The organism is Xanthomonas graminis pv. graminis, assembly GCF_030168915.1.
Taxonomy (GTDB): Bacteria; Pseudomonadota; Gammaproteobacteria; order Xanthomonadales; family Xanthomonadaceae; genus Xanthomonas_A; species Xanthomonas_A translucens.
The window spans coordinates 1913526-1926491 of the sequence record NZ_CP076255.1; the positions used below are offsets into that span (position 1 = coordinate 1913526).

9 protein-coding genes are annotated in these 12966 nt (G+C 69.2%); 4 read left to right on the forward strand and 5 right to left on the reverse strand.

From position 1 onward, the window contains the following. Positions 1-12 precede the first annotated feature (12 nt). The 4 genes from KHF85_RS08335 to KHF85_RS08350 all read left to right on the forward strand — a co-directional run bounded on the left by KHF85_RS08335 (position 13) and on the right by KHF85_RS08350 (position 6431). A complete protein-coding gene (locus KHF85_RS08335; protein ID WP_284569504.1) occupies positions 13-1308 on the forward strand; it encodes a sugar ABC transporter substrate-binding protein in 1296 nt (431 codons plus the stop codon). Further along, positions 1305-2186, forward strand: a complete 882-nt coding sequence (locus KHF85_RS08340) for a carbohydrate ABC transporter permease (protein WP_009593198.1) — start codon at positions 1305-1307, stop codon at positions 2184-2186. Before KHF85_RS08335 ends, KHF85_RS08340 begins: the two co-directional genes overlap by 4 nt. Then, positions 2183-3019 carry a carbohydrate ABC transporter permease gene (locus KHF85_RS08345; RefSeq protein ID WP_284569211.1) on the forward strand — a complete coding sequence of 279 codons (837 nt, stop codon included), beginning with the start codon at positions 2183-2185 and terminating at the stop codon, positions 3017-3019. The genes KHF85_RS08340 and KHF85_RS08345 overlap by 4 nt, the downstream gene beginning before the upstream one ends. Positions 3020-3308: 289 nt before the next feature. Then, positions 3309-6431 carry a discoidin domain-containing protein gene (locus tag KHF85_RS08350; protein WP_409976698.1) on the forward strand — a complete coding sequence of 1041 codons (3123 nt, stop codon included), beginning with the start codon at positions 3309-3311 and terminating at the stop codon, positions 6429-6431. A 152-nt stretch (positions 6432-6583) separates the two neighbouring features. Here KHF85_RS08350 and KHF85_RS08355 read toward each other — a convergent pair whose 3' ends face one another. The 5 genes from KHF85_RS08355 to zwf all read right to left on the reverse strand — a co-directional run bounded on the left by KHF85_RS08355 (position 6584) and on the right by zwf (position 12556). Further along, positions 6584-7237, reverse strand: a complete 654-nt coding sequence (locus KHF85_RS08355) for a bifunctional 4-hydroxy-2-oxoglutarate aldolase/2-dehydro-3-deoxy-phosphogluconate aldolase (RefSeq protein WP_284569213.1) — start codon at positions 7235-7237, stop codon at positions 6584-6586. 95 nt (positions 7238-7332) lie between these two features. After that, a complete protein-coding gene (edd, locus tag KHF85_RS08360; protein ID WP_284569214.1) occupies positions 7333-9249 on the reverse strand; it encodes a phosphogluconate dehydratase in 1917 nt (638 codons plus the stop codon). A gap of 123 nt (positions 9250-9372) precedes the next feature. Next, entirely contained in the window at positions 9373-10092 is a 720-nt protein-coding gene (gene pgl, locus KHF85_RS08365) for a 6-phosphogluconolactonase (protein WP_284569215.1), read from the reverse strand. Then, the gene (glk, locus tag KHF85_RS08370; protein ID WP_009593316.1) at positions 10089-11096 is read right to left on the reverse strand and encodes a glucokinase; all 1008 of its coding nucleotides are present in this window, start codon (positions 11094-11096) and stop codon (positions 10089-10091) included. Before glk ends, pgl begins: the two co-directional genes overlap by 4 nt. Next, positions 11093-12556, reverse strand: a complete 1464-nt coding sequence (zwf, locus tag KHF85_RS08375; RefSeq protein ID WP_284569216.1) for a glucose-6-phosphate dehydrogenase — start codon at positions 12554-12556, stop codon at positions 11093-11095. The genes glk and zwf overlap by 4 nt, the downstream gene beginning before the upstream one ends. Positions 12557-12966: the final 410 nt, after the last annotated feature.

Consider the following 12966-nt stretch of genomic DNA (forward strand, 5'->3'; position numbering starts at 1 on the left):
GCATTGCCGACGATGCGCCGCTGGGCGACGCTGGGCGTGCTGGTGCTGGCCGCGTGCGGTTGCGCGCGCGCGCCGCAGGGCGAGGTGGTGCGGTTCTGGGCGATGGGCCGCGAGGCCGAGGTGGTGGCCGAGCTGATCCCCGAGTTCGAGAAGGAACATCCCGGCATCCACGTGGATATCCAGAACATCCCGTGGACCGCCGCGCACGAAAAGCTGCTGACCGCGTTCGCCGCCGACGGGCTGCCGGACGTGTGCCAGCTCGGCAACACCTGGATTCCCGAGTTCGCCGCGCTGGACACGCTGCAGCCGCTGCAACCGTACGTGGATAAATCCAAGGTGATCGATCCGAAGGACTACTTCGCCGGCATCTGGGACACCAGCGTCATTGACGGCCAACTGTACGGGGTGCCGTGGTACGTGGACACGCGCCTGCTGTTCTATCGCAAGGACATGCTCAAGGATGCGGGCGTGGAAAAACTGCCGCAGACCTGGGCCGAGTGGGAACAGGCCATGGCCGCGGTGAAGCGGCACGTGGGGCCCAAGCGCTATGCGATCCTGATGCCGATCAACGAATTCGAGCAGCAGCTGTCGCTGGGCCTGCAGCTGGACGATCCGCTGCTGCGCGACCACAACAACTACGGCAACTTCCGCAGTCCCGGTTTCCGCAAGGCGCTGGGCTTCTACGCCAACATGTTCGAGCAGGGCTGGGCGCCGAAGATGTCCGAAACCCAGATCTCCAACGTCTGGGACGAGTTCTTCAACGGCTTCTACGCGTTCTACATCTCCGGGCCGTGGAATATCCGCGAGTTCCGCAAGCTGGAGCCGGCGGCGCTGAAAGGGCAGTGGGGCACGATGCCGTTGCCGGGTCCGGACGGCCCGGGTGCCGGCATCGCCGGCGGCACCAGCCTGGTGATTTTCCGCAAGTCGCAGCAGAAGGACGCGGCGTGGAAGCTGATCGAGTTCCTGTCGCGGCCGCAGACCCAGGCGCGTTTCCATGCGCTGATCGGCGACATGCCGCCGCGGCGCAGCACCTGGGAGTACCCGTCGCTGGCCAACGATCCGCTGGCGCACGCGTTCCGCGACCAGCTGGAGCGGGTCAAGCCGGCGCCGAAGGTGCTGGAATGGGAGCGCATCGTGCAGGAAATGCGGCTGGTCACCGAGCGCGTGGTGCGCGGCGGCGAAAGCCAGGAGAAGGCAGTGCAGGACCTGGACAAGCGCGTGGACGAAATCCTGGAGAAGCGGCGCTGGATCTACCAGCAGCAGCATCCGCAGGCAGCGGCGGCGCCGGCTGCGGGAGCGGCGCCATGAAGCGCGGGTCCCTGGTCGGCTGGCTGTTCGCCGGGCCGGCGCTGATCGTGATCGGCGTGTTCTTCGGCCTGCCAGTGCTGTCGGCATTGGCGCTGAGCGTCACCGACTTCGACCTGTATGCGCTGGCCGACAGCAACCACCTGCGCTTCGTCGGTTTCGGCAATTACATCGAGCTGCTGCAGACGCAGATGTTCTGGAAGTCGCTGTGGAACACCACCTACTTCGTCATCGTCGGCGTGCCGCTGTCGATCGGCGCCTCGCTGGGCGCGGCGCTGCTGCTCAACGCGCCGGTGGCGCGGTTCAAGCCGCTGTTCCGCACCGCGTTGTTCGCGCCGGTGGTGACCACGCTGGTGGCGGTGGCGGTGATCTGGCGCTATCTGTTCCACACCAGCTACGGCCTGGTCAACTACGGCCTGAGCCACTTGGGCATCGGCCCGATCGACTGGCTCGGCGACCCGCACTGGGCGATGCCGACGATCATGCTGTTCGCGGTGTGGAAGAACTTCGGCTACAATATGGTGATCTTCCTGGCCGGCCTGCAGGGCATCCCGCAGGACCTGTACGAGGCCGCGCGCATCGACGGCGCGTCGAAGTGGCGGCAGTTCCTGCACATCACCCTGCCGATGCTGGGGCCGGTGCTGCTGGTGGTCGGGGTGATCACCGTGTCCGGCTATTTCCAGCTGTTCGCCGAACCCTACGTGATGACCCGCGGCGACCCGCTGCAAAGCACGGTCAGCGTGCTGTACTTCATGTTCGAGGAAGGCTTCAAGTGGTGGAACCTCGGCCGCGCGTCGGCAGTGGCGTTCCTGCTGTTCCTGATCATCCTGGGAGTGACCTCCGTGATGCTGCGCTTCGGCCGCAAGAAGGACCTGGTATGAGCCGCGAAATCGGCGCGTCGCGCTGGAACACGCTGCTGGTCAACGGCGGGCTGTTGCTGCTGGCGCTGGTCAGCCTGGCGCCGCTGTTGTGGATGCTGTCGGTGTCGTTCATGCCGGCCGGGCAGGCGAGCCGCTTCCCGCCGCCGATGCTGCCGACCGGCCCGACCCTGGCCAACTACGGCGAGCTGTTCTCGCGCACCGGCATGGCCCGCAACTTCGCCAACAGCCTGCTGGTGTCGTGCGCGATCACCTTTGGCTCGCTGCTGATCAACACCATGGCCGGCTATGCGTTCGCGAAGCTGCGCTTCGCCGGCAAGGAGCGGATCTTCCAGATCCTGCTGGCGGCGCTGGTGATCCCGGCGCAGGTGGCGATGCTGCCGCTGTTCCTGCTGATGAAGCAGCTGCACCTGGTCAACAACTTCGGCGGCGTGGTGGTGCCGGCGCTGGCGACCGTGTTTGGCATCTTCCTGGTGCGTCAGTACGCGCGCTCGATCCCGGACGAACTGCTGGAGGCGGCGCGCATCGACGGTGCCGGCGAGCTGCGCATCTTCTTCCAGATCGTGCTGCCGATGCTCAAGCCGGTGCTGGTGACGCTGACCATCTTCACCTTCATGGCCGCGTGGAACGACTTCATGTGGCCGCTGATCGTGCTGACCGACCAGGAGCACTACACCTTGCCGGTGGCGCTGGCGGCGCTGTCGCGCGAGCACATCATGGACGTGGAGATGATGATGGCCGGCGCGGTGGTGACGGTGATCCCGGTGCTGGCGCTGTTCCTGGCGCTGCAGCGTTACTACATCCAGGGACTGCTATTGGGTAGCGTTAAGGGGTGAGCGGACGCGCTTGCGAGCCACTGGCTCGCGCGTTCCCGAACGCCCGGCCACGGATGGTCGGGCCGGTTTGTCCGGAGCCGGTATGCTTCGCCAGGGACGGCATGGCGAATGCACGCGTGTGGGGCGTGCCAATCGCAGGCCATGATCGACGCACACGTGTAGGAGGGGCTTCAGCCCCGACGCCTTACCGGTCACGCGTCGGGGCTGAAGCCCCTCCTACAAAAAAGCCAACGACACAACGGGGACGAGGTTCATGACGGGAGCGGCGATGACGAGCAGACGGTGGGCGATGGCCATCCTGGGCCTGGCGGCGGCGCAGGCCTTCGCCGCGGCACCGACCGCGCCGGTACAGCTGGACGGCTTCAACAACCTCGACAACTGGCAGATCGTGGTCTCCAACCAGGTCACCGCCTCGACCCGGCTGGTGCAGGCCGCCAGCGGCGGCCGCGCCAAGGCGATCTGCCTGGACTACGACTTCAACGGCGTCTCCGGCTATGCCGGGATCCGCCGCGCGATCCCGATCGACTATCCGGACAACTACCAGTTCGCGTTCCAGCTGCGCGGCGATTCGCCGAGCAACGACCTGCAGTTCAAGCTGGTCGACGCCAGCGGCGATAACGTGTGGTGGGTCAACCGGCCGCGCTACGCCTTTCCCAAGCAGTGGAGCACGGTCAGCTTCAAGAAGCGGCAGATCGACAAGGCCTGGGGGCCGAGCCCGGACAAGGAACTCAAGCGCAGCGCGCAGGTCGAGTTCACCCTCTACAACCAGGTCGGCGGCAAGGGCACGGTGTGCTTCGACCAGCTGACCCTGACCCCGCTGCCGCCGCAGGACACCTCGCCGCTGACGGTGAAGGTCAGCGCCGACACCGCGCCGGCGCTGGAGCAGCGCATCGCCGACGGCAAGGCCGACACGGTGTGGTACAGCGGCAACGCCAAGACCCAGACGATCATGCTGGACCTGGGCAAGGTGCGCGAATTCGGCGGCGCCAAGCTGCAATGGGCGCCGGGCGTGTACGCCTCGCGCTACAGGGTGCAGGGCTCGGCCGATGGCCGCAGCTGGCGCGAGCTGCGCAACGTCACCGCCGGCAACGGCGGCACCGACTGGTTGCCGATGCCCGACACCGAGGCGCGCTACGTGCGCATCGACCTGGAGGACGGCCCCAGCTTCCGCTACGGCATCGCCGACATCGCGCTGCAGCCGCTGGCCTTCGCCGCCACCCCGAACGATTTCGTCAAGTCGGTGGCGGCCGATTCCCCCCGCGGCTGGTTCCCGCGCGGCTTCAGCGGCGAGCAGCCGTACTGGACCATCGTCGGCCTGGACGGCGGCCGCGAGCAGGGCCTGGTCGGCGAGGACGGCGCGATCGAAGTGGGCAAGGGCGCCTTCAGCATCGAGCCGTTCCTGCTGCTGGACGGCAAGCGCCTGAGCTGGGCCGACGTGAAGAGCGCGCAGAGCCTGCAGGACGACTACCTGCCGATCCCCAGCGTTGACTGGAACCACGACAACGCCGGCCTGCGCATCACCGCCTTCGTCCAAGGCACCCCGGAGCAGGCGCAGCTGGTGGCGCGCTACCGGCTCAGCAACCCGAGCAAGAAGCCGCACGACTACACCCTGGCGCTGGCGGTGCGGCCGTTCCAAGTGAACCCGCCCAGCCAGTTCCTCAACACCGTCGGCGGGGTCAGTCCGATCCGTTCGCTGGCGTTCGACGGCGCGCAGGTGCAGGTCAACGGCCAGCCGCGTGTGTTCGCGGTGCAGAAGCCCGACGCGGCCTACGCCACCGCGTTCGACGCCGGCATCGACATCGAGCGGCTGGCCGCCGATACCGCCGCGCTGCCGCAGCAGGCCCAGGATGCCGACGGCCTGGCCTCGGGCGCGCTGCTGTACCGCGGGCGCCTGGCCCCGGGCGAAGTGCGCGACGTGGCCTTGCTGATCCCGCAGACCGGCGTGCAGGCGCTGCCGTCCGGGTTCGACGCGGCGCGTGCGCAACAGCAGGTGGCCGAGCAGTGGCGCGAGAAGCTGGACCGGGTGCAGCTCAACGTCCCGGCCGAGGGCAAGCCGCTGGCCGACACCTTGCGCACTGCGCTGGCGCACATGCTGATCTCGCGGATCGGGCCGCGCCTGCAGCCGGGTACGCGCTCGTATTCGCGCAGCTGGATCCGCGACGGCGCGATGATTTCCGAAGGCCTGCTGCGCCTGGGCCGCGCCGACGTGGCGCGCGAATATCTGGACTGGTACGCGCCGTACCAGTTCGCCAACGGCATGGTGCCGTGCTGCGTGGACGACCGCGGCAGCGATCCGGTGCCGGAGAACGACAGCCATGGCGAGCTGATCTTCGGCGTCGCCGACTACTACCGTTACAGCGGCGACCGCGCGTTCCTGGAAAAGATGTGGCCGCACGTGCTGGCCGCGTACGAGTACATGGACCAGCTGCGGCTGAGCGAGCGCACTGAAGAAAACCGCGCGCGCAACCCGGCGTTCTACGGGATGATGCCGGTGTCGATCAGCCACGAAGGCTATTCGGCCAAGCCGATGCATTCGTACTGGGACAACTTCTGGACGCTGCGCGGCTACAAGGACGCGGTGGAGATCGCCGCCGAGCTGGGCCGGATCGACGATGTGGCGCGCTTCGCCGCCGCGCGCGACGAGTTCCGCCAGGACCTGTACGCCTCGCTGCAGACCGCCACGCAGCAGCACCACATCGATTTCCTGCCGGGCTCGGCCGAGCTGGGCGATTTCGATCCCACCTCTACGACCATCGCGCTGGCGCCGGGCGGGGAGCAGGGCCGGCTGCCGCCGCAGCTGCTGAACGGCACCTTCGAGCGCTACTGGGGCGAGTTCGCCAGCCGCCGCGACGGCAAGCGCGAGTGGAAGGACTACACCCCGTACGAGTGGCGCAACGTGGCCGCGTTCGTGCGCCTGGGCTGGCGCGAACGCGCCTGGGACGCGACCCAGTTCTTCTTCAAGGACCGCGCGCCGCAGCCGTGGAACCAGTGGGCCGAGGTGGTCTCGCATACGCCGCGCAAGCCGTTCTTCGTCGGCGACCTGCCGCACGCCTGGGTGGCATCGGATTTCGTGCGCTCGACGCTGGACATGTTCGCCTACGCGCGCGACATCGACGACAGCCTGGTGCTGGCGGCCGGCGTGCCGGTGGCGTGGTTCGACGGCAAGGGCATCGCGATCCAGGACCTGCGCACCCCGCAGGGCGAACTGAGCTACCAGCTGCGCCGGCAGAAGAACCGCCTGACCCTGGGCATCAGCGGCGGCCTGCGCATGCCCAGCGGCGGCCTGGTGCTGCCGTGGCCGTATCCGGGCGAACCCGGGCGCACCCAGATCAACGGCGAGCCGGCGCAATGGGAACATGGGGAACTGCGGATCCGGTCGTTGCCGGCGGATGTGCAGATTGAGGTGAGGTGAGGCGTCGGGACTGGGGACTCGGGACTCGGTAGAGCCGGGACCGGGGACCCGGAACGGCAAACGCGACAGCAACAGCCAAACAAAAAGCGCCGGCATGCCGGCGCTTTTTGTTTGCTCTTGATTTTCCGGGTCCCCGGTCCCCGGTCCCGGCTCTACCGAGTCCCGCGCACAATTGCCGCCGCCTTCGCCGCGCTCTCCCGCACCTTGTCCCACTCGCCGTTGGCCAGCCAGTCCTTCGGCACCATCCACGAGCCGCCGATGCAGACCACGTTCGGCTGCGCCATGTACTCGGCCGCGGTGCTTTCGCCGATGCCGCCGGTGGGGCACAGCTTCAGGTCCGCCAGCGGACCGGCCAGGCCCTTGAGCATCGCCAGGCCGCCGACCGCGGTGGCCGGGAACAGCTTGCACACGCGGAAGCCGCGCGCCATCAGCGCCAGCAGTTCGGTCGGGGTGGCCGCGCCCGGTACCACCGGCAGCGGCGCCCGCGCCAGCGCGTCGGCCAGCGCCGGCGGCGTGCCCGGGGTGACGATGAAATCGGCGCCGGCGTCGATCGCCTGCTGCAGCTGGGTGTCGGTGAGCACGGTGCCGGCGCCGATCTTGATGTCCGGCAGCTCGCGCTTGAGCATCGCCAGCGCATCCATCGCCACCGGCGTGCGCAGGGTCAGTTCGATCGCGGGCAGGCCGCCTTCGAGCAGCGCGGCGGAAACGCGGCGCGCCTCGTCCAGGCTGTGCACGGTCACCACCGGCAGGATGCCGGCGGCGCGCAGGAGCTGCTCGGCGGTGTTCTGGTGTTCGGCAATCGTCATGGCACTCTCGTGTTCGCAATGATGGTCAGGAGTGCGCTGGCCGCAGGCGGCCAGCGCGGGGCAGGCATGGCGCGCGGCGCCGCGTGGTCGCAGGCTTACGCGTCCTTCGCCTCGTGCGGTGCCGCGGCGGCCTCGGCGTTGCGGCCCAGGTCGTACTCGGCGTCGTAGTCCCAGACGTCGCCATCGGCCGCGGGCGGGCCGCAGGAGATCGACATCGCGCCCTGGTCGGCGGGGCCGACCACGCGGCGGTTGAGCGCGAACAGGTTGCGGCCGATGTCGTGCGCGGCCGGCGCGGTGTTCGGCGCCAGCGCACGCGTCGCCCATTCGGCGGCATCCACCAGCACTTCCAGGGTGCCGGCCTCGCCGTCCAGGCGCACGATGTCGCCTTCGCGCACGCGCGCGATCGGGCCGCCGCGGGCCGCTTCCGGGGTCACGTGGATCGCCGCCGGGAACTTGCCCGAGGCGCCGGACAGGCGCCCGTCGGTGACCAGCGCCACGCGCCGGCCCTGGTTCTGCAGCAGGCCCAGCAGCGGCGCCAGCGAATGCAGTTCCGGCATGCCGTTGGCGCGCGGTCCCTGGTAGCGCAGCACCACGATGAAGTCGTGCGGCAGCACCCCGGCGGCGTGCAACTTGTTCAAGGCCTGCGGCGCGTCGATGACCACCGCCGGCGCCTCGATGCTGCGGAATTCCGGCTTCACCGCCGACAGCTTGATCAGCGAGCGGCCGAGATTGCCGCGCAGCAGGCGCAGCCCGCCCTGCGCCTCGAACGGATTGGAGGCCGGGCGCACCACGGTTTCGTCGGCGCTCTTGGCCGGGCTCGGCACATAGGCCAGCGCGCCGTTCTGCACGCACGGCTCGTCACCGTAGGCGCGCATGCCGCCGGGCACGATGGTGGGCAGGTCGTCGTGCATCAGTCCCGCATCCATCAGCTCGCGGAACACGAACCCCACGCCGCCGGCCGCGGCGAAATGGTTCACGTCGGCCTCGCCATTGGGGTACACGCGGGTCAGCAGCGGCACGATCTGCGACAGTTCGTCCAGGTCGTCCCAGGTCAGCACGATGCCGGCCGCGCGCGCCACCGCCAGCCAGTGGATGGTGTGGTTGGTGGAGCCGCCGGTGGACATCAGCGCGACCGCGGCGTTGACGATCGCGCGTTCGTCGATCAGCCGGCCGAGCGGGCGGAAATCGCTGCCCAGCGCGGTGATGCGCAGCGCGCGCTCGGTGGCCTGCTGGGTCAGCGCATCGCGCAGCGGCGTGCCTGGATTGACGAACGAGGCGCCGGGCAACTGCACGCCCATCGCCTCCAGCAATACCTGGTTGGAATTGGCGGTGCCGTAGAAGGTGCAGGTGCCGGGCGCGTGGTAGGACGCCGATTCGGCGGCGAGCAGTTCCTCGCGGGTGGCCTGGCCGGCGGCGTAGCGCTCGCGCACTTCGGCCTTCTGCTTGTTGGGGATGCCCGGCGTCATCGGCCCGGCCGGCACGAACACCGCCGGCAGATGGCCGAAGGCCAGCGCGCCGATCAGCAGGCCGGGCACGATCTTGTCGCACACGCCCAGGTAGATCGTGGTGTCGAACATGTCGTGGCTGAGGCCGATCGCGGCGGCCTGGGCGATCACGTCGCGCGAGAACAGCGACAGTTCCATGCCGGGGCGGCCCTGGGTCACGCCGTCGCACATCGCCGGCACGCCGCCTGCGACCTGCGCGGTGGCGCCGAGCGCGCGCGCGGTGCTGCGGATGATCTCGGGGTAGTGCTCGAACGGCTGGTGCGCCGACAGCATGTCGTTGTAGGCGGTGACGATGCCCAGATTCGGGGTGATCCCGCCTTCCAGCCGGCTCTTGTCGGTCGGGCCGCAGGCGGCGAAGCCGTGCGCCAGGTTGCCGCAGCTCAGGCGGCTGCGGAACGGGCCGTCGCGCAACGCGGCGTCGATGCCGGCCAGATAGGCACGCCGCGACGGCGCACTGCGCGCGCGGATGCGTTCGGTGATCGCGTGGATTTTAGGATGCAGGGTCATTGGCAGAAGTGGCTATGAAGTGTTGGGGTGTAGTCGGGACTCGGGACTGGGGACTCGGGACTCGAAAGAGCGGGAATGCGGCAGCGCTGGGCTGTTCCGGGTCCCGAGTCCCGAGTCCCGGCTTCATTCGCACCAATGCACGCGCAAGCGCGCGCCAGGCGTGTCGAAGGCGACGCGGATCGGGAATTCGTGCGGATCGTTGCCGGCCAGCGCGCGTTCGAGCACGTCGAGCTTTTGCTTGCCGCGCAGCAGCAGCATGCGCTGGCCGATCGGCGCCAGCCCGGCCGGGGTCAGGGTGATGCGCAGCGGCCAGGTGTTGGCGCCGGGGCAGCCGGTGGCGTCGAGCGCGGCGTAGGGCAGCGGATTGGCCAGCGCCTTGTTCAGGTCGGTGGCGCCGGGGAACAGCGACGCGGTGTGGCCGTCGCCGCCCATGCCCAGCACCGCCATGCACGCGGCCGGCGCGTGCTGCGCATGCAGGTTGGCGGCGTGCACGCAATCCTGCAGCGGCTGGCCGACTCGCACCAGCGGTTCGAAACGCGCGCCTTCGGCACGCTCCAGGAAGCTCTGCCGGACCAGGTAGGCGTTGCTGTCGCTGTCCTGCGGCGACAGCCAGCGCTCGTCGACCAGGCCCACTTCCAGCTTGCTCCAGTCCAGCGGCAGCTCGGCCAGCGCCTGGTACACCGGCGCCGGGGTGGTGCCGCCGGACAGCAGCAGGCGCGCGCCGCCGCGCAGGTCGATGTCCTTGCGCAGCGCGGCGCCGATCTCGGCCGCCGCCGCGTCGATCCATTCGTCGGCATCGTCGTAACGGATCAGGGTGATGCGATCGGACAACGTGGGGCTCATGCAACGACTCCTGGGGATTGCCGTTCGGCATCGACCGCATAGGCGGCGGCGCCGAGCAGACCGGCACGGGGGTGGGTCACCGCCAGCGACGGCACCCGCGCCATGATCGACGAAAAGCGGCCCTTGTGCTCGAAGCGCTGGCGGAAGCCGGAGTGCTGCAATGCGTCTAGCATCTTCGGCACCAGCCCGCCGGTCAGGAACACGCCGTCCCAGGCGCCGTGCATCAGCACCAGGTCGCCGGCGATGGCGCCGAACACCGCGCAGAACACGTCGATGGTGCGCATCGCGCGGTAGTCGCCCTGCGCCGCGCGCGCGGTGATGTCCGACGGCTGCAGCGGACCCGGATTGTCGCCGGCGATCTCGCTCAGCGCGCGATGGATGTTGACTAGGCCGGGACCGCAGATCAGGCGTTCGTTGGACACGCGCCCGAACTGCTGCGACAGCAGCTCGAGAATGCGGATTTCCTCCGGCGTACCCGGCGGGAAGCTGACGTGGCCGCCCTCGGTCTCCAGCGGATAGCAGCGGCCGCCGCGGATCAGCAGGCCGCCCACGCCCAGGCCGGTGCCGGGGCCGATCACCGCGTAGTTGCGCGGTTGCGCGATCGGCGCCGGCTGCCACGCCGCGCCGCCGACCTGGACCACGTCCTGCGGCTGCAGCAGGCTGATCGCCATCGCCTGCGCGGCGAAGTCGTTGATCAGGTGCAGGGCGTCGAAGCCGAGCATGGCGCGGGTGCGCGAACGCGAAATCACCCATGGATGGTTGGTGATCCGCGCTTCGTCGCCATCCACCCGCCCGGCCACGGCGAACACGCCGCTGCGTGCCTCCACCCCGGTCTGTTGCAGGTAGTGGCGCGCCGCGTCGCCCAGCGACGGGAACTCCACCACCGCATAGGTCTGGGTGCTGTCGTCGAGCAGCGGCGTGGACGCGCCGAGGTCGGCGAGCGCGAAACGCGCGTTGGTGCCGCCGATGTCGGCGACCAGCACCGGCCGCAGCGGCGCGCTCATGGCGTGTCCCGCTGCACGGCGCTGGCGTCGTCGGCGGACACGTAGCGTTCGGCTTCCTGTGGTCCCCAGCTGCCGGCCGGGTAGGGCAGCAGCGGCAGTTGCGCCTGCGCCCAGGCGTCGCTGACGCTGTCGATCCAGGCCCAGGCCGCGCGCACTTCGTCGTCGCGCACGAACAGCGCGTGGTTGCCGTTGAGCGCATCGAGCATCAGCCGCTCGTAGGCGATGCGGCGATGCAGACCGGTCGGCATCGACAGTTCCAGTTCCAGCGGCTGCAGTTCCAGCGCGCCCCATTCCGGGCCGGCCAGGCTGCTCATCAGGCCCAGTTCGATGTTCTCCTGCGGCTGCAGCTGGAAGGTCAGCCGGTTCGGCGCCACGTGCTGCGCATCGGGGCGCTCGAACAACCAATGGGTGACCGGCTTGAGCGTGACCACGATGCGCGTGGTGCGCTCGGCCAGGCGCTTGCCGGTGCACAGCCGGAACGGCACCCCGGCCCAGCGCCAGTTGTCGATGTAGGTGGTGACGCCGACGAAGGTCTCCACGTCGCTGCCTTCCGGCGGCTGGTAGGCCTGCGCCTGCTGGCCGTTGATGGTGCCGGCGGTGTAGCGGCCGCGCACGCTGTCGCGCGCGGCCTGCGCGGCCTGCAGCGGACGCAGCGCGCGCAGCACCTTGACCTTCTCGTCGCGGATGCGGTCCGCTTCCAGCGAGGCCGGCGGCTCCATCGCCACCAGGCACAGCAGCTGCAGGATGTGGCTCTGGACCATGTCGCGCAGCGCGCCGGAACGCGCGTAATAGGCGTCGCGTCCGTCCACGCCCTCGCTCTCGGCGACCAGGATCTCCACCGACTCGATGTAGTTGCGGTTCCACACCGCTTCCAGCAGCGTGTTGCCGAAGCGCAGCGCGATCAGGTTCTGCACCGCGGCCTTGCCCAGGTAGTGATCCAGGCGGAACACGCGGTCCTCGTCGATCAGTGCGCCGATCGCCTGCAGGATCTCGCGCGCGCTGGCCGAGTCGTGGCCGATCGGCTTTTCCAGCATCAGCCGGTTCGGTGCGGCCAGCGCGCCGCCCAGGGCCAGGCCCTGGCAGGTGCTGATGTACAGCCCCGGCGGGATCGCCAGGTAGCTGACGCACTTGCGCCCGGCCAGCTCGCGCACCGCGTCGGCTACCGATTCGGCATTGCGCAGGTCTACCGAGCGGTAGTCGGTGCGATCCAGCAGCGACTGGATCACCGCCTCGCTGACCTGCGGCATCGCCGCCTGCAGCCGCGGCTTGAGGATGTCGTGGAATTTGGCGGTGTCGTGCGGCGACAGCGCCAGCGCGCGGATGCGGAAGTCGTCCGGCAGGAAGCCGTCGTCGAGCATGCGCAGCAGCGACGGGAACAGGTAGCGCTGGGCGAGGTCGCCGGTGGCGCCAAACAGCAGGAACGTATCGTGCATCGACCGGTTTTCGGTTTCGGGTGACATTTCGTCGATTACCTGGGGCTAGTAGTGACGTGGCGTTGGTAAGCAAGCGGCGGAGGCGGCCTGTATCCGTCCTGCAGCTCGCGCGGGGGCATGGCGATTACGACCGCCAGGCGGGAGCGCACGAACCGGGAGATGAAGACGACGGCCAGACCTCCCAGCATACCTGCCTAATGCAGCAAGCATCAGAGTCGGTGCTCGGCGCACGCCCGGACGGCGGCGGCTGGCGGATCGCATCGGCGGCCCTCCCAGGCGTCGATGTTGCCCCGTGAAAACGGTTACATGGCAGAATACCGCATTGCGCTCCCATTGTTGCCTGTGTCGCTGGCACGATGCGAAATGCATTCGTATGCACTGCCTTCGGGAGGGACCGGCGGCAGCCCGTCCCTCCTGCCGGAAACCGGATACCGCAC